This is a genomic window from Streptomyces flavofungini, from assembly GCF_014650815.1.
GTDB lineage: Bacteria > Actinomycetota > Actinomycetes > Streptomycetales > Streptomycetaceae > Streptomyces > Streptomyces flavofungini.
Window position 1 is genome coordinate 24382 of sequence record NZ_BMVR01000021.1, and the last position, 24808, is coordinate 49189.

General features: G+C 69.4%; 22 protein-coding genes and 2 pseudogenes. 8 read left to right on the plus strand and 16 right to left on the minus strand.

All coding sequences use genetic code 11. The features are described 5' to 3' along the window. Nucleotides 1-50 precede the first annotated feature (50 nt). Both IE274_RS35920 and IE274_RS35925 read right to left on the minus strand, forming a co-directional pair. Complete coding sequence (locus IE274_RS35920; RefSeq protein WP_190120147.1) at nt 51-1583, minus strand: SulP family inorganic anion transporter; 1533 nt, start codon at nt 1581-1583, stop codon at nt 51-53. Between the two features lie 78 nt (nt 1584-1661). Next, complete coding sequence (locus IE274_RS35925; RefSeq protein WP_190120148.1) at nt 1662-2264, minus strand: carbonic anhydrase; 603 nt, start codon at nt 2262-2264, stop codon at nt 1662-1664. Between the two features lie 453 nt (nt 2265-2717). Here IE274_RS35925 and IE274_RS35930 point away from each other — a divergent pair, with 453 nt between their 5' ends. After that, nucleotides 2718-3377 (plus strand): MSMEG_1061 family FMN-dependent PPOX-type flavoprotein, encoded by a 660-nt coding sequence (locus IE274_RS35930; RefSeq protein WP_190120149.1) that lies wholly within the window; start codon nt 2718-2720, stop codon nt 3375-3377. Between the two features lie 104 nt (nt 3378-3481). Here IE274_RS35930 and IE274_RS35935 read toward each other — a convergent pair whose 3' ends face one another. Continuing rightward, nucleotides 3482-4075: a sensor histidine kinase gene (locus IE274_RS35935; protein ID WP_190120150.1), complete on the minus strand. Its 594-nt coding sequence runs from the start codon at nt 4073-4075 to the stop codon at nt 3482-3484. A gap of 127 nt (nt 4076-4202) precedes the next feature. Between IE274_RS35935 and IE274_RS35940 the strand changes: the two genes are divergently transcribed. Continuing rightward, nucleotides 4203-4583 (plus strand): hypothetical protein, encoded by a 381-nt coding sequence (locus IE274_RS35940; protein WP_229910033.1) that lies wholly within the window; start codon nt 4203-4205, stop codon nt 4581-4583. A gap of 36 nt (nt 4584-4619) precedes the next feature. On the opposite strand, the gene IE274_RS35945 is transcribed toward IE274_RS35940, so the two are convergent. The 3 genes from IE274_RS35945 to IE274_RS35955 all read right to left on the minus strand — a co-directional run bounded on the left by IE274_RS35945 (nt 4620) and on the right by IE274_RS35955 (nt 7976). Next, nucleotides 4620-5075 (minus strand): (2Fe-2S)-binding protein, encoded by a 456-nt coding sequence (locus IE274_RS35945; RefSeq protein WP_190120152.1) that lies wholly within the window; start codon nt 5073-5075, stop codon nt 4620-4622. Nucleotides 5076-5085: 10 nt separating this feature from the next. Further along, nucleotides 5086-7212: a xanthine dehydrogenase family protein molybdopterin-binding subunit gene (locus IE274_RS35950; protein ID WP_229910034.1), complete on the minus strand. Its 2127-nt coding sequence runs from the start codon at nt 7210-7212 to the stop codon at nt 5086-5088. Between the two features lie 518 nt (nt 7213-7730). Beyond that, the gene (locus tag IE274_RS35955) at nt 7731-7976 is read right to left on the minus strand and encodes a DUF6479 family protein (protein ID WP_190120153.1); all 246 of its coding nucleotides are present in this window, start codon (nt 7974-7976) and stop codon (nt 7731-7733) included. Between the two features lie 179 nt (nt 7977-8155). Between IE274_RS35955 and IE274_RS35960 the strand changes: the two are divergent. Together IE274_RS35960 and IE274_RS35965 are read left to right on the plus strand one after the other, a co-directional pair. Then, a pseudogene (locus IE274_RS35960) lies at nt 8156-8685 on the plus strand (DUF6328 family protein). 217 nt (nt 8686-8902) lie between these two features. After that, entirely contained in the window at nt 8903-9229 is a 327-nt protein-coding gene (locus tag IE274_RS35965; protein WP_190120208.1) for a plasmid stabilization protein, read from the plus strand. A 72-nt stretch (nt 9230-9301) separates the two neighbouring features. Here the strand turns inward: IE274_RS35965 and IE274_RS35970 are convergent, their stop codons facing one another. Next, entirely contained in the window at nt 9302-10261 is a 960-nt protein-coding gene (locus IE274_RS35970) for a TIGR03557 family F420-dependent LLM class oxidoreductase (RefSeq protein WP_190120154.1), read from the minus strand. Between the two features lie 543 nt (nt 10262-10804). Here IE274_RS35970 and IE274_RS35975 point away from each other — a divergent pair. Continuing rightward, nucleotides 10805-12625 carry a thiamine pyrophosphate-requiring protein gene (locus IE274_RS35975; RefSeq protein ID WP_190120155.1) on the plus strand — a complete coding sequence of 607 codons (1821 nt, stop codon included), beginning with the start codon at nt 10805-10807 and terminating at the stop codon, nt 12623-12625. Nucleotides 12626-12639: 14 nt separating this feature from the next. Next, the gene (locus IE274_RS35980) at nt 12640-12861 is read left to right on the plus strand and encodes a hypothetical protein (protein WP_190120156.1); all 222 of its coding nucleotides are present in this window, start codon (nt 12640-12642) and stop codon (nt 12859-12861) included. A gap of 95 nt (nt 12862-12956) precedes the next feature. Here IE274_RS35980 and IE274_RS35985 read toward each other — a convergent pair whose 3' ends face one another. From IE274_RS35985 to IE274_RS36015, 7 genes and pseudogenes are all read right to left on the minus strand, one after another. Continuing rightward, nucleotides 12957-14423, minus strand: a complete 1467-nt coding sequence (locus tag IE274_RS35985) for an aminotransferase class I/II-fold pyridoxal phosphate-dependent enzyme (RefSeq protein WP_190120209.1) — start codon at nt 14421-14423, stop codon at nt 12957-12959. 236 nt (nt 14424-14659) lie between these two features. Beyond that, nucleotides 14660-15541: a non-homologous end-joining DNA ligase gene (gene ligD, locus IE274_RS35990; protein WP_190120210.1), complete on the minus strand. Its 882-nt coding sequence runs from the start codon at nt 15539-15541 to the stop codon at nt 14660-14662. Between the two features lie 102 nt (nt 15542-15643). After that, nucleotides 15644-16525: an SDR family oxidoreductase gene (locus IE274_RS35995; RefSeq protein WP_190120157.1), complete on the minus strand. Its 882-nt coding sequence runs from the start codon at nt 16523-16525 to the stop codon at nt 15644-15646. Nucleotides 16526-17238: 713 nt separating this feature from the next. After that, nucleotides 17239-17664: a CBS domain-containing protein gene (locus IE274_RS36000; RefSeq protein WP_229910035.1), complete on the minus strand. Its 426-nt coding sequence runs from the start codon at nt 17662-17664 to the stop codon at nt 17239-17241. Between the two features lie 121 nt (nt 17665-17785). Further along, the gene (locus tag IE274_RS36005; RefSeq protein WP_190120158.1) at nt 17786-19885 is read right to left on the minus strand and encodes a catalase; all 2100 of its coding nucleotides are present in this window, start codon (nt 19883-19885) and stop codon (nt 17786-17788) included. 439 nt (nt 19886-20324) lie between these two features. Next, a pseudogene (locus tag IE274_RS36010) lies at nt 20325-20608 on the minus strand (SDR family oxidoreductase); the annotation flags it as partial. A 138-nt stretch (nt 20609-20746) separates the two neighbouring features. Further along, the gene (locus IE274_RS36015) at nt 20747-21088 is read right to left on the minus strand and encodes a CBS domain-containing protein (RefSeq protein ID WP_307822188.1); all 342 of its coding nucleotides are present in this window, start codon (nt 21086-21088) and stop codon (nt 20747-20749) included. Nucleotides 21089-21950: 862 nt separating this feature from the next. On the opposite strand from IE274_RS36015, the gene IE274_RS40495 reads away from it, so the two are divergent. Continuing rightward, entirely contained in the window at nt 21951-22292 is a 342-nt protein-coding gene (locus IE274_RS40495; RefSeq protein WP_190120159.1) for an STAS domain-containing protein, read from the plus strand. A 408-nt stretch (nt 22293-22700) separates the two neighbouring features. Here IE274_RS40495 and IE274_RS36025 read toward each other — a convergent pair whose 3' ends face one another. Continuing rightward, complete coding sequence (locus IE274_RS36025) at nt 22701-23666, minus strand: pirin family protein (protein ID WP_190120160.1); 966 nt, start codon at nt 23664-23666, stop codon at nt 22701-22703. A gap of 92 nt (nt 23667-23758) precedes the next feature. Next, nucleotides 23759-24124 (minus strand): PRC-barrel domain containing protein, encoded by a 366-nt coding sequence (locus tag IE274_RS36030; protein WP_190120161.1) that lies wholly within the window; start codon nt 24122-24124, stop codon nt 23759-23761. A 298-nt stretch (nt 24125-24422) separates the two neighbouring features. Between IE274_RS36030 and IE274_RS36035 the strand changes: the two genes are divergently transcribed. After that, complete coding sequence (locus tag IE274_RS36035) at nt 24423-24767, plus strand: tetratricopeptide repeat protein (protein WP_190120162.1); 345 nt, start codon at nt 24423-24425, stop codon at nt 24765-24767. The last annotated feature ends 41 nt before the right edge of the window (nt 24768-24808 follow it).

Sequence of the window (24808 nt, forward strand, 5' to 3'; positions counted from 1 at the left end):
TCGGAGCGGATCCCCGTCGTAGTCCTTCACCTCACCGAAGCAGGCACCGGTCAGCCAGTCCTGGCGGGCTCCCGCTCGGGTCGGGATGGGCCGCCGTCGGCGGACGGTGCCGGAGCGTCGGTCGTGGTCGTGGTCGTGTCGTGACGTTCGGCCCACGCCGAGAGGGCCATCCCGCACGCGTGGTCCAGATGCCGCAGGCCCGTCAGGTCGAGGCGCGTCCCGCGGTCTCGCGGCAGCGCCTCCAACTGGTCGAGGATCTTGGGCAGCCGCAGGAACGTGGCATTGCCGACCACCCGGACATGGATCGTGCCGGTGCCGTCGAGGCCCTCGATCTCCAGGTGCACATGGGAGGTGTCCCACGCCGTCTTGGCCACGGCGAGTGCCAGGCCGATGAGGACGCCCTCGAACATGTTGGTCACCACGATCGTGAGCGCGGTCACGGCGAGGACCAGCGCCTCACCGCGGTGCTCGCGCCACAGCGGCCCGAACTCCTTGACCGGCATGAGCTTCCAGCCCGCGTGTACGAGCACTCCGGCGAGCGCCGCCACCGGTATGACGCCGAGCGCTGCCGGGAACGCCGCGGCGAACGCGAGCAGCCACACCCCGTGCAGCACCCGCGACGCCTTGGTCCTGGCCCCGGCCTGCACATTGGCGGCGCTGCGCACGATCACGGCGGTCATCGGCAGCGCGCCGAGCACCCCGCACACCGTGTTGCCCGCGCCCTGCGCCATCAGCTCCTTGTCGTAGTCGGTGCGCGGACCGTCGTGCAGGCGGTCCACGGCCGCCGCGCTGAACAGCGACTCCGCCGACGCGATGAGCGTGAAGGCGAGGACGGTGCCGAGCGCGCCGAGCAGCGCGCCGCCCTCCACCAGCGCCGAGAACGCGTCGCCGCCCGGTGGCTGCACCGCATCCGCCAAGCCCCGCACCTCGACCTTGGCCACCGGCAGGTCGAGGGCGAAGACGGCAAGCGTGGCCAGGGCGACCGCCGCGAGCGGCGCCGGAAGCACCTGGGCGGCCTTCCGCCACTTCGGCCACAGCACCAGGACGGCGATGGTGCCGGTGCCGACGGCGAACGCGGCCAGGGCGTCGCCCGAACCGGCGGTGTCGGCCGCGAGCCGGGGCAGCTCGGCCAGCTTGCCGAGGCCGGACGCGGGCGCTTCGGCGTCCACGAGCGTGTACAGCTGCCCGGCGATCAGGACCAGGCCGATGCCCGCGAGCATGCCGTGCACCACCGCGACCGAGATCGCCCGGAACCAGCGGCCCAACTTCAGGGCACCCATCGCCATTTGGAGGAGCCCGGCGACCAGCACCAGGGCGCCGAGTGCCGTGAGGCCGTACTCCTGCACGGCCTCGTACACGAGGACGGTCAATCCGGCTGCGGGACCGCTGACTTGGAGGCTGCTGCCGGGCAGCAGGCCGGTCAGGAGACCGCCGACGATGCCGGTGACCAGGCCGAGCTCGGCCGGTACACCGGATGCCACGGCCACCCCCACGCACAGGGGGACGGCGACGAGGAAGACCACGATCGACGCGGTGAAGTCCGCGCGCCAGGTGGACAGGTCACGTACTGAGGGCCTTTTCATGGTTGGTACGTCAGCTTTCGCAGAGTTCACGGAAGGGCTTTCGCAGAGGGCTTCACAGCTTTGGCACTGCCAGAACTGTCAGAGGGGAAGGAACAGGTCGGTCTCCGGGTGGTGTGCCGCGACCAGGCCGGTGTGGACCTCGTAGTACCAGCCGTGCAGGCGCACCTCGCCGGCCTCCAGGCGCTCGCGGACACAGGGGTGACCACGCAGACGCGCCAGCTGCTCGCGCACATGGCGCTGAACGGCGGCGCCGAACGTGGGCCCGTCGTCGGCGGGCAGCTCGCTGGACAGCTGGCGGTCCAGCCAGTCGCGTACGGCGGGCAGCTCGGCGAGGTCCTCGCCGCGCGCCTTCGCGCCGACCGCGCCACAGTGCGAGTGGCCGCAGACCACGATGTCGGCGACGCCCAGCACGCGCATCGCGTATTCGATGGTGGCGGCCTCCGAGCCGGCGGGCCGGTCAGCTTCGTAAGAGGGCACGGCGTTGCCCGCGGTGCGCAGCTCGAAGAGGTCACCCGGGCGGGCGCCGGTGATCAGGGACGGCACGACCCGGGAGTCGGAGCAGGTGATGAACAGGGCGAGCGGCGACTGTCCGGCCGCCAGGCGCCCGAACGTCTCCTGGTCCTCGCGCCGTTCGGCGATGCGGGCGGTCAGCCCGCGGGCATGCGTGATGAAGGTCTCCATGGCGAAGACGCCTCCTGGGTTGTCGATGTGGGGGGTCCGGTCAGCGATCGAATGTCGATGGTGTGTTGGCGTCACCAACACCGCTGTTCCCAGGTGGTGTTCATGCTCTCGGCGCGGGCGCGCACTCGCAGAGGTGAGGGTTCCCTCCCGGGCGGCCGGCCTTGATCGTTCCGGTGCGGAGCACACTGCCTGATCGTTCCTGAAGCTTTCCTGAAGGAACCTGAAGACTTCTTCAGCTTCCTTCCGGCCTCCCCTGCGTGCTCCGCGGCGTGAACACCAACAGCCGCGTCGACGGGCGGGCTCCGACCGGAGAGGGCGGGACGGTCCTCACGGGTGAGCCCAGTCCGTGGAGGGACCAGTGCCACCAGGAGCCGGTGGCGAGTTCCGCGGCCAACGCGCGCAACTGCCGCCCGACCAAGATCAATCGCAGGTCGGCCCATTAGTGTCGGGGGCATGACGACATCCCTTGCCAGCAGCGCATTCGACTCGCTCCGCCTCGACGCCGTGCCCGACCAGGAGACGCTGCGCCAGGCCTACGAACTCCCCGGCGCCGCGGCCGTGCGCAAGCAGATGACCGAACTCACCGAGCAGACCCGACGGTTGATCGGCTGCTCGTCGCTGGTCCTGGTCGCCAGCGCGGACGCCGAGGGCAACTGTGACGTCTCCCCGCGCGGCGGCCCCGCAGGGTTCGTCGCCGTCCTGGACGCACGGACGGTGGCGATCCCGGACGCGACCGGCAACAAGCGTCTGGACACCCTGCAGAACGTCATCGCCACCGGACGGGCCGGGCTGCTGTTCGTCATCCCGGGGCGCACCACGACGCTCAGGGTGAACGGCCGGGCCTGCGTCTCCACCCGCCCGGAGCTGCTTTCGCAGTTGACCGCCGTGGGCAAGCCACCGGCCAGTGCGCTGGTCCTTGGGATCGAGGAGGTCTACCCGCACTGCCCCAAGTCGCTCCTGCGCAGCGGGGCCTGGAAGCCGGAGCAGTGGCTCCCGGCGGACGCCCAGCCCGCCTCGGCCGAGGTGACGCTGGCCCAGTTGCGCATGCCGGATCTGACGATCGCCGACATCGAGCAGGCGGAGGCGGACTCGCTGAAGTACCGGTACGAGTAGGTACCGGTACGAGTAACGGGCCGACCCGCGATCGCTGAACCACCAGCCCACCGGACCCCCGGATCAGCATCATCCAAGGTCGATCGCGGGGCAGTCCGCGAGTCTCACTTCACACGGCACCTCATGGCTTCGTCCCCGGGGTGGGACGGGTGCTCTCCACTGGTGTCCGGACCGTGCGCGGCGGGGGTGAGGGCGAGCGTCGCCTGGGCCCCGCCGTCAGCCGGGTTTTCGAGCCGGAGGTCGGCTCCCAGGACCCGCACCTGGCCGACGGCGATGGTGAGGCCGAGCCCCAAGCCTCTGGTTGATGCTGTGGTGTGGAAGCGCTGCGGTCCGTGGTTCAGCAGGGTGGCGGGAAAGCCCGGCCCGTGTTCGCGCACGCGCATCCTCGGTCCGTCGACTTCCACCGTGACGGGCGGGGCCGCGTGCCGGTAGGCGTTCGTGATCAGGTTGACCAGGACGCGCTCGGCACGGCGGGGGTCGGCGCGCACCGTAGCGTCCCGGCACACGCGCAGCTCTGCGTCGCGGCCGCCGCACGCGATGGCACGGCACGCCAGTGCGCTGATGGACACGTTCTGCAGGTGGGCCTGCTCCACACCCGGTGTGTCCAGGCGGGCGACTTCGAGGACGTCCTCGACGAGGTCGCGCAGGGCCGCGGCGGAGGTAGTGACCAGTTCCGTGGGTCTGCCGGCATGAACCATCACACTGGCCTTCACCCCCTTGCTGAAGGCAGCGCCGTAATCATCCGTTGGCCACCGTGGAATCAGACGAGCGGGCCGGCGGGTTCTTCGATCGACATGGTTCTGTCTCCTGTGAGGAATGATGAACGTGGCAAAGATTCTGATGGTTGGGCTCCACCCGAATGCGATCGACTACAGCCCGTATCCGGACCTGGATGAGGCCACCTTGAGCGCACGGATCGAGCAGGGCCTAGCGGCGGTACGGGCGGCGGGCTTCGACGCCGAGCACTGCCTGGTCGGCGTGGATCCGGACGAGGCGGAGAAGACGGTGCGCGCAGTGGTCGGCGAGGATTCCGTGGCCCTGGCCATGTTCGGTGCCGGTGTTCGCATGGCGGCCGAGCACACCGTCCTGTTCGAACGGTTGATCAACCTGCTCGTCGCGCAGGCCCCGGGGATCCGCTTCTGTTTCAACACCTCACCGGAAACAACGATCGATGCTCTGCGTCGCTGGGCGCCGCAGGTCTCCTGATCCGTAGCGGCGTCAGGACGCCTGGAGGGTGGGCCGTCACCTGCTCCGTGAGGCCTGCTTGATGGCTTCGCGGATGCGGCAGTAGGTGCCGCAGCGGCACACGTTCTCGATCCGGTCGATGTCGGCGTCGCTCGGCCGGGGGGTCCTCTTCAGGAGGGCCACCGCGGCCATGATCTGGCCGGGCTGGCAGAAGCCGCACTGCGCGACATCCCGGTCGAGCCAGGCCTGCTGCACGGGGTGCAGTCTGTCGCCGTCGGCCAGGCCTTCGATCGTGGTGATCTCGCGGCCCGTGCAGTCGGCTATCGGCACGACGCAGGGCTGGATCTCGTCGCCGTCCAGGTGGCTCGTGCAGGCACGGCAGACGCCCACGCCGCAGCCGTACTTGGGGCCGGTGACGTTCAGCAGGTCGCGCAGCACCCAGAGCAGCGGCATGTCGGCCGGGGCCTCGACCGTGACCGGTTTCCCATTGAGGACGAAGGAGTACGACGGCATCGGCACCTTCTCAGAAGTTGAGGGGGAAGCGACGGGGCTGGGAACCGGTCGCCCGGGCGTAGGCGTTGGCGACGGCCCCTGCCGCGGCCGGAACGCCGAGCTCGCCCGCCCCGCCCGGCTGTCTTCGGGACGGCATGATGTGTGCCTCGAAGCGCGGTGGGGCGTGCCGCTGCCGGGCGTAGTGGAAGTCGGCGTAGCTGCCCTCGCGGACGGCGCCCCGGTCGATGTGCAGTCCGGCCTGCAGGATGGTGGAGATGCCGTCCATCGCGGTGCCCATGAGCTGGGCCTCGAGTCCGCGTGGATTGACGGCGGTTCCGACGTCGGCGGCCATCACCACACGGGTCACCCGGGGGCTCTTCGGGTCGGTGGCGTCGATCTCGACCAAGCAGGCCACGCACGAGCCGTACTCCTCGTGGACGGCGACCCCCTGCGCCTGCCCGGGGGGCATGGCGCGGCCCCACTTCCCGGCGTTGGCGACCTTGGCGAGCACGGCTTTGACGGCCTTGCTCCTGAGAGTCGTACGCCGGAACGCGACCGGGTCCTTGCCCAAAGCCTTGGCCACCTCGTCGACGACGATCTCTTCGGCGGTCCGTACCGTCCCGGAGTCCACCGACCGCCACGCGCCCAGCGGCATCGCCAGCTCCACCGAACCTGATCTCTCGGAGACACGCCCGAAGTCGTACAGGCCGCGGTCACTGGGCAGCGGGCCCGCGGCAGGCGCGACGGCCGGGCCCGCACCACCTTGAGCAGAGGCCCCCGACTGCTTGTCGGCCTCGCTCACCGACGCCGTCGAGTGGGCGAAGGCCACCACCTTGCCCCGCACGCGGCTGGCCCGGATCCGGTGGTGGCTGGCCGGGCGCATCCGGCCGTGCCGGATGTCGTCGCCGCGACTCCACATCAGCTTGACCGGCCGCCGTGCCGCCTTTGAGATCAGGGCCGCCTCGATGGCGGCGTCGTAGTTCAGCCGGCGTCCGAACGAGCCGCCGCCGCGCAGGACATGGACGGCGACCTTCGCCTTGGGCAGCCCGAGCGCCGAGGCGATGCTCACCCGCGCGTCCATCGGCGTCTGGGAGGAGAACCAGATTTCGGCACGATGGGCGCGTACGTCCGCCACCGCGGTCAGGACCTCCATCGGCGCATGACTGACGAAGGCGAACTCGAACTCCTCCTGCGTCTGCGCCGACCCGCGCGGCGGACTGCCGAGGCGCGGCACGGCCGCCCGCAGCCGCGAGCGGATCGCGGCGTCCGACAAGGACACCAGCGGGCCAGGAGCCCACTTGATCCGCAAGGCATCCTTGGCCTTGAAGGCATGGTGGAAGGACTCCGCCACCACGGCGACCCCACCGGGGATCCTGACGACCGCGTGGACGCCGGGCATCGCTCGCGCCGCCCGGTCATCGACCGAGACGACCTTCCCGCCGAGTGTCGGCGGCCGCGCGACCACGGTCGGCTTCGCCCCGGCCACCGCCAGGTCGCCGGCGTACTTGGCCTTGCCGGTGACGATGTCCCGCGCGTCGATCCGGGTCGTCGGCCGCCCGATCACCCGGTGCCGGGACGCCGGCTTGGGTTTGCTCGACACGTCCGGCCGCTGGATCCCGGCGGCGCTCGCGCTCAGCGAGCCGAAGGTGGCAGACCGCCCGTCCGGAGCGAACACCCTGGTGTCCTTGGTACGCAGGCTGCGCGCGGGCAGGTGCCAGCGCCGGGCGGCCGCGGTCACCAGCTTGGCGCGCGCCAGGGCGGCCAGCTCACGGGCCGGACCGTACAGCGAACTGACCGAACTCGAACCGCCGGTGTACTGGTTGCCCTTGGCGCGGGCACCGGCAAGCGGGATGTCGACGTCGACGAGCCGGGCGTCCAGTTCCTCGGCGACCAGCATGGCGGCCGCGGTCGTGACGCCCTGGCCGACCTCGACGCGCGGCAGCCGCACGACGACCTTGTTGGCGGCGGTGACCTCCAGGACCAGCATCTCCTCGTCGGCGCCCCTCGCCAGCACGTCCAAGGGACGACGGCTCGCCGACGAGGCGGGTTCGTCGGCATCCGCCCTCGCACCGTCACAGCCGAGCGGTGCGGCGAGGGTCAGCGTGGACGCCGCGAGCGAGTAGACGACGAACTTCCGGCGGGACAGCTGACCGGCCAACGGACGTTCCTTCCCGAGCACTTCGGATGGTCCGACCGGTATGAGGCGCCATGGCCCCGCGCGGTTCACTGGGGAGGCGAAGTTTCAGGGGGCGGCTCCTGAGCGGCCCGTAGCGGGGAGCTCCCGTACCCAGGAGGCCTACGGCCACTGACTGAGCGTTTGATTCCGTAGTTCCTGTTCGGCTCCGAGGTGGTTGGGTGCGGGCCGGTCCGAGTGTCGGTCTGAGGGCACCTGGGCATGATCACGGACCCGCAGACAGAGGAACTACGGCTCGCGCTGGGGCAGTACAAGGAGACAACGGAGCTGCTGCTGCGTCTGTAGCGCCTGCCGGGCAGTGCGGCGGCCCTCGTAGGAAAGACAGCCGCCGAGAGGCCCTCGGCCAGCTCACCAAGTGACGCGCCCCCGCCCGCTGCCTCAGGTGCCCACTCGCCTTCACGTTCATACCGGCTTTTGGATCAGAGCGCGGTGTCGAGGGCACCGACCTGTCGTGGGCGGACTCTGCCGCTCGTATCCTCCGGTCAGCGGTGGGGGTTGCCCTGTTCAGGGTCATCGTCGGGGGCCTGCCAGGTGTCACCGCGCTGGGCCTCGCCGCTGGCGGGCCCGGCCCCGTGAGCAGGTGTGCTGCTTCGGGTGCGGCGGGCGGCGCGGCGCCGTCCGGCAATGAACATGGCGATGAGGCCGAGGACGACGACGACGCCCACGAGGATAAGGGCCAGCGAGGCGCCACTGGACGCGGCCAGGACAATATTGCTGTGAGTGTGCATTCCGGTCGTGTACCCGATCGGTGGCAGAAATCGCAGGGCCGGACGGGTGGTGGTCACGGGCCCGATGCGGCTGCCCAGCGGCGAGTGCGGGCTCTCGCGACGGGTTCGCAAGGTGCCCTGCCCGTGGGGAGCACTCCGCAGTTCAGTCCGGCGGACCGGCGAGGGCCGAGAAGGAAACCGTGGACAAGGACCAGCCCCGGAGAGGGCGCGACGAGACGGCCGAACAGCGGGCAGACCGACAATGGACGGACCTCATACAGGAGATGCGGGTCGCGCTCACCGGCGTGCAGATCCTCTTCGGGTTCCTGCTCACCGTGGTGTTCACACCGCGCTTCCCCGACCTCGCCGCGCCACCGACCGGACGATCTACATCGTGACCGTGTTCCTCAGGTCGGCGTCGACGGGCGCCCTCATCGGACCGGTCGTCTTCCATCGCATGGTCAGCGGCCGACGCATCAAACCCCAGGCAGTGATCTGGGCATCCCGGCTCACCGTGGTCGGCCTGATCCTGCTGCTGTGCACCCTGGCCTCGGCTCTCTTGCTGATCCTGCGCGTCGCGACGCACGACTGGGCTGCCCCGGCCCTCGTGGCAGTCATCCTCGTCTGGTACCTGCGGTGCTGGTTCGGCCTGCCCTTGTGGGCAAAGAGGCGCTACACGGACTCCGACGCGGACTCCGAGGCGCCCGCAGCCGTCGACAACGGGCAATGACACCCAGTGCGGGCACCGGGCTCCTCTCTCCACTCCCCTGCCGCACCGCCCTCAGGGGCTCATCCGTTCGGCGGCTTCCTGCTCGCAGACCGAACAGCCTGATCGTCACATGAGATCAGGGCCCCGCTCGCCTGGTGCGCTGCGCCGACGAGGAGTAGCCGAAGGGCGGCGATGAGGGGTGCCCGAGTCCTTTCGTGCGATGAAGAAGGGAAGTTCCGTGCCCCGAGGGTCCAACGCCAAGCGCGAACGTCAGTACGAGCACATCAAGGAGAGCGCCGAGAAGCGCGGCATGTCGAAGGGGCGGGCGAAGGAGATAGCCGCGCGCACCGTCAACAAGGAACGGGCTCGGTCAGGGGAATCCTCGACAGCGAGCAAGACGTCCACACGTGACAAGAAGTCGGCGTCGCAGCGCGACGGTGAACGCTCCCACAGTGGCTCTCAGGGCCCGACGAAGGACCAGTTGTACGCGGAGGCGAAGAAGCAGGGGATCGAAGGCCGCTCGTCGATGAACAAGAAGGAGCTGGCCAGGGCCCTCGGGCGCTGAGGAGGCAGGCCACGGACGGGCCTGCTCCGGACGCTGTCCGGGCGGGAGCGTGGCGCGGCCCGCGCCCCCCCGTTATCGGGCGTCCAGCCTCGGCAGGACGTCGCTGCGGCAGAAGTCGAAGAAGCCCTGCTGGTCGGGCCCGATCTGGCCGACGTACACCTCGTCGAATCCCGCATCGACATACGCAGCCACGGCGCGGACGTGTTCGTCGGCGTCGGCGCCGCAGACCATGCCGTCGGCGACGGCCTCCTCGGTCACGAGCGTCGCTGCCTGCTCGAAGTGGGCGGGGTCGGGCAGTACCTGCCCGAGTTCCCCGGGCAGGAACTGTGTCGGCCATAGCCGGTGGGCCGTCGTGACCGCCTGGTCGCGGTCGGTGCCCCAGCACACCTTCACGCCGCCGAGTACGGGCTTCTGGCCGCCTCCGGCGCGCCGGAACTGCCCCACCAGGTCGGCGTCCGGCGTCATCGTGACAAACCCGTCCCCGATCCGCCCGGCCAGCGCGGCGGCCTTGGGCCCGAACCCGGATACGTAGATCGGCACGGGCTCGTCGGGCACCGTGTACAGGCGGGCGTTCTCCACGGTGTAGTGCTTGCCGCGGTGAGTGATCTCGTCGCCGCTCTGCAGCCTCCGGATGACGTGGACGGCCTCCTCCAGCATCTCCAGACGTACGTCGACGGCCGGCCAGGCGTCGCCGAGGATGTGCTCGTTGAGGGCCTCACCGCTGCCCACACCGAACCGGAAGCGGTTGCCGGTGAGCACGCCCGAGGTGGCGACGGCCTGGGCATTGACGGCCGGGTGCATACGAACGGTGGGGCAGGTGACGAACGTCGTCACCGGAAGGGACGTCACCTGGGCGAGCGCACCGATCATCGACCACACGAAGGGGCTCTGCCCCTGCTCCCCCGTCCACGGGTGGTAGTGGTCGGAGATGGCCAGATGGGTGAATCCCGCCTGTTCTGCGGCACGCGCCTGCTCCAACAGCTCGGCGGGGGTGAACTCCTCGCTTGCCAGGAAGTATCCGAAACTGGTCATGACCTGCACTTTTTCCTCTCTGCATCGTCGCGCGCCACACCGATGCCTCCGCCTCGCCAGCTCTTCGCGCGGCCTCACACGGTTCCCGGCTCGGCCCGGCGCGGGGCCCAGCGTGTGCTCTTCGCCGCCCTCGCCAGCCTGCGCGCTCCCGGAAGGGGGCACCACACGAGCGGTTTCGATCGGCCCGTGTACCCCATGGCTGCCATGCAAGTCATGGAGCTCTCGACGAAGACGAGGGGCACAAGGCGACCGGGCCTGCGCCCTCGGCCGGCTATAGGGCCCCGCATGACGGCGGCGCCCCACGCTGCGCCCAGATCGAGCAGGGCCGTGCCGGACGCGGCGCACCGCGGCTGGCGAAGGAGATTGCCCTCGGCCTCTACGGGAACCTGCCCAGGGTGCGCCCCGAGCACATGGTCCACCGGCCCCGTCCGGCCCCTCCCTCGCGGGACACCTGGCGGTGACCGCGGAGACCGTAGCACTCGCCGTCGGCGCCGCTCTCGCAGGCGCACGGCTCCAGACTCTCCGCCTGAAAGGACAGTTCACATGGCAACGAAGGTCTCCGACCACATCCTCGAACGCCTGCGGGTCTGGGAGGTCGAGCACGTCTTCGCCTACCCGGGCGACGGCATCAACGGCTTGCTCGCCGCCTGGGGCCGGGCGGACAACAGGCCCGAGTTCGTCCAGGCCCGGCACGAGGAGATGGCCGCCTTCGAAGCGGTCGGCTACGCGAAATTCTCCGGGCGCGTCGGCGTGTGCGCCGCCACCTCGGGGCCCGGAGCCATCCACCTGCTCAATGGGCTGTACGACGCCAAGCTGGACCACGTCCCGGTCGTCGCAATCGTCGGGCAGACCAACCGCAGTGCGATGGGCGGCTCCTACCAGCAGGAGGTCGACCTGCTGAGCCTCTACAAGGACGTCGCATCCGACTTCTGCGAAATGGTCACGGTCCCCGAGCAGTTGCCCAACGTCCTCGACCGGGCGATCCGCACCGCCTACGCGCGCCGCTCGGTGACGGCCGTCATCGTCCCCGCCGACGTACAGGAACTCGACTACTCGGCCCCCGAACACGCCTTCAAGATGGTGCCCTCCAGCCTCGGCCTCTCCTCCTACGCCCCCGTGCCCGCCCCCGACGACATCGAGCGCGCGGCACGGCTGCTCAACGAGGGCGAGAAGGTCGCCGTCCTCATCGGCCAGGGCGCGCGCGGCGCCCGCCAGGAAGTCATGGAAATCGCCGACCGGCTCGGTGCCGGGGTGGCCAAGGCACTGCTCGGCAAGGATGTTCTCGACGACGAGCTGCCCTATGTCACCGGCTCCATCGGCCTGCTGGGCACACGCCCCTCGTACGAGCTGATGCGGGACTGCGACACCCTCCTGGTCATCGGATCCAGCTTCCCCTACACGCAGTTCCTGCCCGAGTTCGGCCAGGCACGCGCCGTGCAGATCGACATCGACCCGCACATGGTGGGCCTGCGCTATCCCTTCGAGATCAATCTCGTCGGGGACTCGCGCGCGACGCTTCGAGCGCTGCTTCCGCATATCGAACCGAACAAGAACACCGGCTGGCGCAAGAAGATCGAGAAGAACACGGCACGCTGGTGGGAGGTGATGGAGCGGCGGGCGGCCGTGGACGCGGATCCGATCAATCCCGAGTACGTCGCCCACTCCTTGAACGGGCTGCTGCCCGACAACGTCGTGCTGGCCGCCGACTCCGGTTCCGCCGCCAACTGGTACGCCCGGCACCTGCGGCTGCGCGAGGGCATGCGCGGCTCTCTGTCCGGCACGCTCGCCACGATGGGGTCCGGCGTCCCGTACGTGATCGGAGCGAAGTTCGCCCACGGCGACCGCCCGGCCATCGCACTCGTCGGTGACGGCGCGATGCAGATGAACGGCCTTGCCGAGCTGATCACCATCGCCAAGTACTGGGAGCAGTGGGCCGATCCGCGCCTGGTGGTCGCCGTCCTGAACAACCACGACCTCAACCAGGTCACCTGGGAGATGCGCGCGATGTCCGGCGCCCCGCAGTTCCTGCCCTCGCAGGCACTGCCCGACGTCGCCTACGCCGGCTTCGCCCGCTCGCTGGGCCTGGGCGGACTGCGCGTGGCAAAGCCGCAGGACGTGCAGGGCGCATGGGAGGCGGCCCTCGCCGCCGACCGACCCTACGTCCTCGACTTCCGCACCGACCCCGCCGTCCCGCCGATCCCGCCGCACGCGACCCTCGACCAGATCGAGGCCGCCGCCTCCGTCCTCAAGGGCGACAGCGACCGTGCCGCCATGGTCCGCCAGGGCTTCAAGGCCAAGGTCCAGGAGATGCTGCCGGGCAGCCACCACCGAGGGGTCAAGGGCGGCACCGAAGACGGCAAGTAGCTGACGAACCGACGGTGGGCACCGTACACACGGCCGTGTACCGCGTGCCCACCAACGCCCCGGAGGCGGACGGCACCCTGACCTGGAACACCACGATGATCCTGGTCAGCGTGGAGTGCGGGCCGGTCACGGGGCTCGACTACACCTACGCGCCCGCCACCCCGCGGCAGGCATCGCAAACGAGTTGCTCGCGGGCGTCGTCGCCGGAGCGCACGCCTTCGACATGCCGCGAATGAACGAGGCGAAGTATCGCACCGTACGCAACGCGGGCCACTCCATCATCTCCTCGTGAGTGATGGCGGTTTGTGCACCTCGCGTGCGAGGTTGTTGCTCACCTGACCACGCGCACGGTACGGAAGTCGGGATCGGCAGCATCGGGCAGATTCATGCCGGCGCGTACGCCTGTCCGCAGATAGGTGAGGACCGGCTCCGTCAGACGTTCACCGGGCAGGATCACCGGGATTCCCGGCGGATAAGGGGTCACCGTTTCAGCGGCAACTCGGCCTGCGGCCTCGCTGATCGGCACGTCGTCGGTGGCAGCGAAGAAGGCATCGCGCGGCAGGCACGCCTGCTCCATCCTCAACTCGGCGGGCGGCGGTACCGCGACCACCGAGGCCTCGTCCCAGCTCTGTGCCGTGCGGACGAGGTCACGCAGCGCGTCCAACAGCGGCGCCGTCGTGGCCGAGCTGTCGGCGTGGGTGATCTGGACATTGATGCGGCGATGGTCGGCGAGGTGCACGTTGATGGAGCGCTGCTCACGCAGCCAGTCAGCAACCCGATACCCCGACAGTCTGGGGCCCGCGAGGTCGATGACGACGGGCAGCGGGTCGAGCGAATCGGCCAGGCCGGGTCCGCAGAAGTCCGCCGCGCCGTTGACGTGCAATCCGTCGATCTTCTCGATTCCGACGCGCAGTTCAGCAGCGGTCTCGAGAGCGTGACTGACGAGTTCGTGGCCGTGCAGGGCCATCTGGCGGCGCCAGCCGTCCAGGGCTGCGTAGACGAGCACGGAGGGACTGGTGGTCCCCAGCAGGTCCGCACGGTTCTGCAGCACTTCAGGTTCGACGAGGTCGCCTTGCAGGTGGAAGACGGATCCTTGTTCGAGGCCGGTACCCATCTTGTGGATGCTGGTCACGCAGACGTCGGCGCCCGCGTCCATCGCCCACGAGGGCAGGTCCCGGTGGAAGGGCAGATGCGCGCCCCATGCCTCGTCCACGATCAGGGGGCGGCCGTGCTGATGACAGATGTCCGCGGTGCCGCGCAGATCGGCGGCACTGCCGTACGGGGTGGGGCTGGTCACCAGGGCGCCCCGTGCGTTCGGGTGGGCGGCAAACGCGTCGGCGAAGTCCTGTGCGGAAGGCGGGTGGGCCAGATGCCGCTCCGGGTCCCATCGCGGCTCGACCCACACGGGCTCGATACCGGAAAGAATCAGTGCGGACACCACCGACTTATGGGCGTCGCGTCCCAGCAGCAGCTGCTCCTCGGGACCCGCCACCGACAGCATCGCCGCTTTGACCGACAGGGAACTGCCACACGTCGTGAAGAACGTGTGATCCGCGTGGACGGCGTCCGCCATGAGGCGTTCGGCTTCCTGCAGATACTGACCGCGCATGCGCCGGTCGTCCAGACCGCCCGAGGCCAGGAGATCATGCTCAAAGACCGATGCCCCGAGGATGCGCCGCACCTCGGGGTCCACGCCCAGGCCCTGCTTGTGGCCGGGCGGCGAGAAGGACAGCATGCCCTGGCGCCGGAAAGCATCGACAGCTTCCAGCACCGGCGCCCGCGAATGATCCAGTGACATGCCGTCCACCCTTCCCCGCACGAAGGCTGCTGTCACGCGTCGCCGACCCTTCCTAGACGAGCCGGGACGAACTCATCAACGCGCTCGGCCACGTCCAGCCCCGCACCGAGAGCGCTGCCTGAAACACCGGCTGAGCAGGAGCAGGTCCGCGTCGGGGTGCTCGTAGTCATTGATCATGTCGATGACGAGGAGTGCGGGGCGGGAATGTGGGCGACGAGCGTGAGCGCGATCGTCCGTCATTTCGCACCACCGCCGCTCTTTGCCAGTCCTCGCAGGCGCCGGCTCGCCGCGGCCACGACGCGGCCACGACGCGCGAGCCCCTCCCAAGGGTCCTTCTCGAGCCGGTCGCCAAGGTCGGTCACCGACCAACGACGGGCGGTCAGCGCCGGGTCGTCCAGTTCCTCCCAGCCCAAGGGCACGGCCACGGGCGCGCCCGGCCTGGACCGGACGGCAAACGGTGCGACCACGGTCTGGGCGTAGCCGTTACGCGCGACATCCAGATACAGCCGCCCCTTGCGGGCCTCCTTGCGGGGCTCGGCCGTCAGCTCCTTCGCGTGCCGCGCCGCCAGCGTCTCCGCGGCGGCGCGGGCGAACGCGAGCACGTCATCCACGTCATCACGCCGGTTCAGCGGAACGACCACGTGCAGACCACGTGAGCCCGTGGTCATCAGACCCGACGGCAGTTCCAGCTCATCGAGCAGTTCACGCAGACGATGCGCGGCACGGCGCACGGGCTCGAAATCCTGGGCGGGCGGGTCGAGGTCGAAGACCAGGCGGTCGGGGCGACGCGGCCGGTCGCCTCGGCTGAGCCAGCGATGGGGAGTGATGCATGCCTGGCCCGCGAGATAGACCAAGGTCGCCGTGTCGTCACAGACCACGTGCGTCACCTCGCCGCCCTCCTTGGGCACCGTCGTGCGATGGATCCAGTCGGGGAAGTAGTCGGAGATCTCCTTCTGGTAGAAGCGGTCTCCGTCGATGCCGTCCGGCATGCGCTCGAGCATCAGGGGCCTGTCGCGCAACTCGGGCAGCATGCGCGGCGCCACGCGCCGGTAGTACTCGGCGAGATCGGCCTTGGTGATGCCGTCCTGCGGGAAGAGCTTCTTGTCGGGCCGCTTCATGTGAACGTTGCGTCGTCCTACCCGTAGCTCGACGTCAGAGCTCACGTCACTGCCTCCTTCGCACCTGTGCTGTCGAGAGCCTCCTTCGCTCCCCTGGCCGGATCACGGCAGCGGCGTACCCCCAGTGGCGTTCATGATCTCCGCGGTGATGAAGCTCGCGTGCTCCGAAGCCAGGAACACGTACGCGGGAGCCATCTCGGCGGGCTGCGCCGGCCGGCCCATCGGAGCCTGCTTGCCGAACTCCTTGGTGTCCGGCAGCGTGGCCGGGATCAACGGCGTCCACACCGGCCCCGGCGCAACGGCGTTGACCCGGATTCCGTCCTCGACCAGCATCTTCGCGAGGCCCTGGGTGAACGTGACGATGGCGCCCTTGGTCATCGCGTAGTCGAGCAGATGAGGGCTCGGCTTGTACGCCTGCACCGACGTGGTGTTGATGATCGACCCGCCTGACGGGATGTGCGGCACGGCCATCTTGCACAGCCAGAACATGCCGTACAGGTTCGTGCGCACGACGCGATCGAACTGCTCCGTGGAAATCTCCGCGATGCCCTCGGGCTGCGACATTTGGTACGCCGCGTTGTTCACCAGCACATTGATGCGTCCGAACTCGGCCACGGCCCTCCCGACGAGCCGACGGCACTGCTCCTCCTCTCGGACGTCGCACGGCACAGCCACTCCGCGGCGCCCTGCCTTCTCGACGAGGTGCACCGTCTCCTGGGCGTCCTCCGCCTCCGAGGGCAAGTAGGTGAACAGCACATCCGCGCCCTCCCGGGCGTAGGCCAGAGCGACGGCCCGTCCGATACCGGAGTCGCCGCCGGTGACGACTGCCGAACGATGCTGCAGCAGCCCACTCCCCCGGTAGGAGTCCTCGCCGTGGTCGGGTGGCGGGTCCATCGGGCCGCTCCAGCCCGGCGGCTCCTGGTCCTGCTGAGCGAATTCCGGCTGCGGGTGCTTCGCCGTCGGATCCTGCGGGGTCTCACCCATCGGTACGGTTCCTTTCTGGGTCGCTTTCTCCAGCTTGGCCCGGACCTCCGGGGCGCGCGAACGACCACGGCTCGCGGCGGACCGCCCAAGGCTGTGCAGTTCATCGGAATGCCGGGTGTCCTGCGATCTGCGATCCCACACATGGGGAGCGAGGTATGCCGGCACCTCCCTGACAGTCGCGGGGGCATGCGGTGGGCCAGCCGACGGATTACCTCGTCGAAGACATCGGCCGCGCTGCAGATGCCGCGCACGGTGACCTGGCGTAGGCCGGTGGCTGCCTGGGAGCAAGAGGTGCCGTCGTCGACGAACGCGAGGTAGCCGGTGAACAGTTGCGGGTGGGCGTGGTGTCTTTCCATCCGAAGGGTGCCATTCTCGGCGAGCTGGATGTTGCGGCGGGCCCCAGGGCGCGCTCATCCCGATGCCGCAGCTACCTGGCGATGACAGCTGGCAGGCTGTAGCAGGCCGCACACATGCGACTGCGCCCCGGTGTACTCGAACCCACCGGGCCACAGCGAGCCCGGGCCGTACACGGCGACTACGCGACTGAAGACACACTTGACGCCTGGGCGCGCGCCTGTGACCCCCATGCTGCGGCAATCGGTGATCCGGGCTGGCGCCTTCCTCAGCTAAGGACATCTGCTTACGTCGGTGGCGAGATGCCCCCAGGCACGCCAGATGCGTCATGCCCTCTTCGGCTGCGCTCTTCGGGCTGATCAGTCCGTGGCGAGTGCTTCGATCAGCCGTCCCGCTTCAGGATCTTTCCGAGCACGGGCGGCGTCTGCGAGGGCGACCATGCCGACGGGGTCGATGACGGGCAGGCACCGCACCTTGTGCAGGGTCAGGGTTGCGAAGATCTCGTCCGCGTCATCGTCAGCGCCGATCGTCACGGCCTCGCCCTGTGCGAGGGTGCCGACTTCCCCCCCCTCGCTGGGGTCGAGACCTGTGCCGAGTACCTTGACGACGATGTCGCGGTCCGTGATCACGCCGATGGGACGGTTGTCGTCTCCGCACATGGACAGCGCGCCGACCTGGAGGTCTCTTATTGGTTTGCGGGCTGCCGCCAGCACGGTCTCGTGTGCCCCGATGCGCTGCGCGCCACCGGCCATGATTTCTGGAACCGTAGTCATGGTGAACGTCATCCCTTCTTCCCTGGGAGTTCCCGCCGGGCATGTCCGATTGCCCGGCGCAGCCGCAGGGGAGATGGGGCGCCGTTTCAGGTTCGAGTCCCTGAGGCCGTAGCCGTCGCACGCGCCGCCCCGCTCATGCGCGAACCGTCGGCCGCGTCGGGTGCCGGTGGGCGGCCACGGCGTCGGTGAACTTCCGCACGAATTCCGACTGCGCGACACCGGTCCTCGCGTCGGTCACCACACCGTGATGGGTGACGACCTGACCGGACTGGGTCGTACGACGCACCTCGTCCGGCACGATCCGCTCCAGCATGCCCACCCCCGAGCCGAGAGCCGCCAGGGGCTTGCCGTGCCGGTAGGCGTCCCGTACGAAGCGCACTGCGTCCGGGTCGGAGGCCAGTCCCGGCGTGCCGACCGGCCCGCCGGGCACGAGCACGGCGTCGTACAGCACGGAGGCGACCGTAGGCAGCGCCCGGTCGACCTGGTAAGCCTCGCCGTCCGACGCGGTGACCGTGCCGTCCGTCGGTGCGATCGCCTCCACGATCGCGCCCTCGACGGTGAGCGCCTCGCGCACAGAGGTCACCTGTGCGGCATCCACCCCGTCGGCGACGAGCACCGCGATCTGCCGGGTCCGCACGGAGCTGCCGCCGCGGAGCGCCTCCAGGCTCAGAGCCGGCGAAGAACTTTTGTATCGGCCTGGCTCCACGCCGTCCTGCGGCTCGGGCACCCCGATGCCCCGCGCCACGGAACGCGCCAGCTCAAGGTCCACATGGGCAAGTTCGTCGACCGTCCGGGACCGGACCTTCAGCGCCCCCACCTTGCCGAGCTCGAAGCGGAACGCCTGGACTATGTGCTCCTTCTCCCAGTCCGCCATGCTGTTCCAGAACATCGCCGTCTGGCTGTAGTGGTCCTGGAAGCTGGGGCTGCGGCGCCGTATCGTCGCGCCGTCGACCCGCTGCGCGTAGTGCGTGTAGGCGGACCCGTCGGCGCCTGACACGGCCGGGCAGCCCGCGCCCAAAGAGTTCGGCGAGTAGTTCGTCCCGGTGTGCAGGGCGTCCTGGTGGTAGCCGTCGCGCTGGTTCGTGCGCACCGGTGCCACCGGCCGGTTCACCGGGATCTGCGTGAAGTTGGGACCGCCGAGGCGGATCAACTGCGTGTCCAGATAGGAGAAGTTGCGGGCCTGGAGCAGCGGGTCGTTGGTGAAGTCGACGCCGGGGACCACATTGGCGGTGTGGAAGGCGACCTGCTCCGTCTCCGCGAAGAAGTTGTCCGGGTTGCGGTCGAGGACCATCCGGCCGATCGGCCGGACCGGCACCTGCTCCTCCGGAATGATCTTCGTGGCGTCCAGCAGATCGAAGTCGAATGCGAACTCGTCCTCCTCCGGGACGAGTTGGACGCCCAGTTCCCACTCCGGGTACTCGCCAGCCGCGATGCTGTCCCACAGATCGCGCCGGTTGAAGTCCGGATCGCGGCCCTGGCACTCCTGGGCCTCGTCCCACACCAGGGAGTGCACACCCTGCTTCGGGTTCCAGTGGAATTTCACGAAGGTGCCACGCCCGGCCGTGTCCACGAAGCGGAACGTGTGCACGCCGAAGCCCTGCATCATCCGGTAACTGCGCGGGATCGCCCGGTCCGACATCAACCACATGATCGCGTGCAGTGTCTCCGGCTGAAGCGACACGAAGTCCCAGAGCGTGTCATGGGCCGAGGCCCCGGTCGGGATGTCCGTGTCCGGCTCGGGCTTCACCGCGTGCACGAAGTCGGGGAACTTGATGCCGTCCTGGATGAAGAACACCGGGAAGTTGTTCCCCACCAGGTCGTAATTGCCTTCCGAGGTGTAGAACTTCGTCGCGAAACCGCGCACGTCACGCACCGTGTCGGCCGAGCCCTTGGGGCCTTGCACGGTCGAGAACCGTACGAACACCGGGGTGCGCACGGCCGGGTCCTGGAGGAAGGCGGCCCGAGTGAACTCCGCGCACGACTCGTACGGTTCGAAGTAGCCGTAGGCGCCGGCGCCGCGTGCGTGCACCACGCGCTCGGGGATGCGCTCGTGGTCGAAGCGGGTGAGCTTCTCCCGGAAGTGGAAGTCCTCCATCAGCGTCGGGCCGCGTTCGCCCGCGGCCAGCGCGTCGTCGGTGTGGTCGACCGCCACGCCCTGATCGGTCGTGAGCGGCCCTGTGGTGGGGCCCTCGGCGCGTGCCGCGTCGCGTTGGTCCTGCTTGTGGTCGGTCACCTGTCGCTCCTTACGGGTCGGTACGGAGCCCTGCTCCGGATCGGGCGGGCCCTGTCGATCTCGGCGAGCGCTGAGTCGGGATCGTTCCGCTCGGGCAACCCGCCGATGCTGACCACGCCGACGGGGCCCCTCCGCTCAGCGCGTCCGCCGGCCGCACCGCATGGGAACCAACGTCGACCACGATCATCTGCATGCCGCCGGAGTACCCATCGATGGTCGGGCCATGCCAGGGAGGCAGGCTCCGCGCCCCGGATCGGGGGCCGCCATCACGAAACTGCGGCGACGCCGACCGAGGCCACAGCAGGGTTCTCTCCGGGCACTGCGCGTGTGGTCAGGCGCGCCGACCGCACGGGACGGAGCTTCCTGCTTGCGTGCGATGCCCATGGTGACCGCCCCGGCCGCCGCAGTGGGCGCCGTGGTCGCTGCCCAGGGTCTCGTCGGCGGGTGCCAGGCGGTTGGCCCAGGTACCGGCGCCCACGACGTACTGCTTGCGTCCAGGACGGCCGACGGCGTGCAGCACGGCGCAGGCCGCCACCTCCGGCTGGTAGATCGGGGGCTGGGGTGGCACGGCAGGGCGGATCGGACCCAAGAGCACTGGGGCGTGTTCACGGCCGACAGCTGGACGACGGTGACGCGAACCCGGCTGTGTCGGTGCATCAGCTCAAGGCGCAGCGCGGAGGTGAAGCCGGGCTGTCCGCGTCGACCATGGGTGGCTCCCGTGTACGTGCCTGTACGGGTTTCGGCAGTCCCGGCATCTCTGCGCTCAGGGCGAGACGGTTCCCTGACCCGGGCTGGGTTCGGCCCTGCTGATGTCCGCGAGTGCGGATCCGGGGTCGCGCTCCCTGGCGAGGTCGCCGATGCTCACCACGCCGACCGGTCGACCGTCGCTGACGACGGGAGGCGGCGCACCGCATGCCGTCGCATCCGGCCCACCGCGTGGTCCGCCTCCTCGTCCGGTCCCACGCACACGGGGTCCGGCGTGCATACCGTGCCGGCGTCGATGATGCTCGGGTCGGCCCCGTCGGTGACCACGCCCAAGGCGATGTCCCTGTCGGTGACCACGCCGAGGAGGTGGCCGTCGTCGCAGACCAGTACGTTGCCGATGTTCTTGTCACGCATCAATTGCGCGGTCTGCGCCAAGGGAGTCCCGGGGGTGACTGAAGTGACGTTCGGTGTCATCAAGTCCCGTACCAGGTGCGGCATGAGTGGTGCCTCGTCCTTCGGCTCGAAGTCAGTGCGGTCGTCGTGCGGCCCTGCGGTCAGGAGCTCCGCCTGGCGGGCCTGTGAGTACGCCGCGCACCTGGGGCCCGCAGGTGTGCCGCAGCGAGGGAATGGCTCCCGGGCAACCGCTCCGCGCCCTTCAATTCGGACGGTTTTCGGCGGGCCGGAACGGCGTCGGCCGTGAGTGTCATGCGGCGGGGGCTGGGCACCCGGCGCGAGCACGGCGGCACACCACCTCCGTGCTCATCGAGGGCGGCGTGGAGAAGCCTCATTTGGTCGACCGTGGTGGGCGGCGTAATGGCCGTCGCCAGGTTATGCAATCTGGGCGATATCTGCTGCCCCAAAGGTTCCATCCCAAACGCGCGCCTGTGGAACTATCCGTCGCATGCGTGGGCTTCGACCGTATTCGTTGACCGCACCGTGGCTGCACTCTCCACCAGAGCGTTGGACGGAGCATGGATCCTGTGGATGCCGCGTCTCCTGTACACGCCTGCCTCGTCGATGCGTACTGGCTCGATTCCCCATACTTCCCCAAGCCCTCACTGCAGTGCAGTACTCCACCTCGGCCCGCCCCGTCACACCCTGCTGCGGGGCACTCCCTGGTGATGCTCCGCGCCTGTCTAGTCACGTTACTCACGGGGACTGTGGTGCTCAGGTAGAGACCGGCAGGTGCCGCGGTAGCAAACTGTCAAGAGCTAGCCGAGCCTATTCCCCATATGGGGTAAGGCAGACCTGGGTAAGCCTTAGTGAGCGTATGTTTTCCGCCAGGCCACCGTGGGCCTCGCGCGCTTGCGGTCTACTGCGGAAATTGCAGAGCACAGCGTCTCCGAAGGGCCGCACGCGTATGCCGTCACCGAAGTCGTTCACAGTTGATGTCATCGATGTCCTTGACACCGTTCTCGTCCGCGTCTGCGGTGAGGCAGACCTAGCCACTGCTCCCCAGCTGGCCACTGCCTTGGAACGTGTGGAACACCGGCGCTGCGAACTCGACCTCTCACAGGTCACGTTCGCCGACTCCACCATACTGGGACTGCTCGTAGGCCACCACCGCCGTGCCGGGGCCCAAGGTGGCACAGTCCGCCTGGTCGGCGCCTCCCGGCCAGTCTGCACCATCCTCAACATCACAGGGGTCGCTCATCTCTTCTGGCCTGACACCGGCCCACCGAAGCATCCACGTCCCTCTTGAACTAGGGCGTGTCCGCCGGGGTGTGGCGCCTTGTCTGCTCTGGCACACAGGCCAAACGTTGTCGAGTAGACACAACGCGGCGGCATCGCGATGAGGCGTGCCCAGATCCCTCGCCCCAGCAGAGTCAGCACGGGTCGCACCGCTGCCCTCCCAGCACGTTCCCCACACACCCGCCATCAGCCGCAACGCGCTCCAGACAGCACATGACACCCCGTCAGCAAAGTCGGCGTTGGGTCAGCATGAGGCCTACCAAAACCTCCTGCACGTACCTACGGACTGGAATCACGAACGACGCGAACAACGGTGCCGCAGAGTAAGCAGAGGCACTGTCGCCGAAGGACGACGACGGTTCGGCCCATCACCTGGCACCCACCGCTCCGAGAGTCTGTCGCCGCAAGTCACCCCGACTCAGCGCACCCTCCCCCGCGGCTTCAACGGCACCGCAGGCAGCGTAGGCGCGGGCAGCGGGGCGCCGTCGTAGCCCTTGACCTCGCCGAACCGCGAGCCCGTCATCCAATCCGCACGCGCCTGCTCGATGTCCTCCTGGGTGCGCCCGATGAAGTTCCACCACATGATCAGCTCCTCCTCGAACGGCTCGCCGCCGAGGAGCATGAGGCTGGCGTCGGAGTCGGCGCGCAGGGGGAGTTCGGTGCGGCCGCAGCCGAGGTACAGCATGGAGCCGGGGAGGACGGGGACTCCGTCCACGTGGGCCTCGCCCGCCATGGACAGGACGGCGTACTCGAAGTCGGGCTCCAGCGGAAGGCGTACGTCCGTTCCCTGCGTGAGGGTCAGGTCCGCACCGACGATCGGCGTGTACGTCGTACCGGGGGACTCGGCGCCGTCGAGCGCGCCCAGGAGCAGCTTCGCGCTGACGCCCGGCGCGGTCACCACCGGCAGGTCGGCGTGGTGCTCGAAGCGCGCCTCGGTGTGCCGGTGGGCGTCCGGCAACGCGACCCACAGCTGTGCGCCGTGCAGCAGGCGGGCGTGCGACTTGGGGCTCTCCTCGGAGTGGGAGATCGCCTTGCCGGACGTCATGAGGCCCAGTTCGCGGGGGCGGATCGTCTGCAGGCTGCCGGCGCTGTCCCGGTGCAGCACCTCGCCCTCGTGCAGCCAGCTCACGGTCTGCAGGCCCATGTGCGGGTGCGGCGGCACCTGCATGCCGGGCTCGTCGGCGATGTCGTCGGGGCCGTAGTGATCGACGAAGCACCAGGCGCCGACCATCCGGCGGCCGAGGTTCGGAAGGAGTCGCCGCACCTCGGTCGTCGCACCGAGCCGCACGCGCCGTGGGCTGAGGAGTTCCCGCACCGGTTCCGCGACGACGAACCCGCGGCCGCCGCACAGCGCGGGCACCGCCTCGCGATCAAGATTGCTCATAGGGCACAACTTAGCCCCGAGCACCCGGAGCGGACAGGGCAACTCCCCGACCCGGGCCCGACCGGCGCCGCCACCGCGTGGCGGCGCCGGAGTCAGCGCTCGGAGCCGGTGTCCAGCGTGGCGTAGTACGCGCCCACCTCGTTGAGATACGCGGGATCCGTGGTCTGGCTGTCGGTGGTGAACTGCGGCGCCTCCTTCACCTGGTCCTTGGAGTGCCCGACCGTCACCGTCCCGGCCTCGCGGTCGATCCGCGTGACGGCCCCGGCCGGAATCAGCACGCTCTTGCCGAACACCCACACTCCGGTGTCCACGACCAGATGCTGGCGGCCCGGCTGGTCCACGTGCCGGTCCACCTGGCCGATGACGCCGTCGGTCGCCTCGACCGTGAATCCCGTCATGGACTCCTGCCGCGCGCCGTGATGGCCGCTGTCGGGCGGATAGGCCCAGATGTCCTTCACCGCATGTGCTCCCTCTACTCGGGCCGTCGGCAGCCGCTTCCACTTCGCCCGCTGCCTCGTCCGCCGCTGTCGCTGGTACCGCTACTGCCGCTACGTCCGTGCTTCTCGCTGTACGACTGGGTGCTGAGAGTCGCCCATTGTCCACCCCGCAAGCTCCTCCCGCGCCGATGTTCGACCAGACATCCGAGCTCCCGCGCATCCGGGCTCCCCCCATCCGGTATCCCGTCCTGGGCCGCGCACGTCAGTAGTGGAATATTCAACCTTCTAGTGGGGTTGTGAGCGGTCAAGGAGGCACACAGTGGAGTCCACCTACTTCGACCACGGCACCGCCGCCGAGCGCTGGGAGCGCGCGGGCCAGTTCTTCGACGCCAAGGAGTACGCGACGGCGGCGCGCATCCTCGCCCCGCTCGCCGACGAGGTCCCCGCGCAGGTCGCCCCGCGACTGCTGCTGGCGCGCGCCTACTACCACTCGGCCCAGCTCCGCCGCGCCGAGGCCGCACTGCGCACGGTCCTGGAGCTCGACCCCGCCGAGGGGTACGCCCGCCTGATGCTGGGCCGGACCCTGGAGCGGCAGGGCCGGGACGCCGAGGCCGCGCCGCAGTTGCGGATGGCGGCGGCGCTGGCGGGCGAGTTCGCGGCCTAGTCCGGCCGAACACGGACCGCCGAACGCGGAGCGCGGCGGCA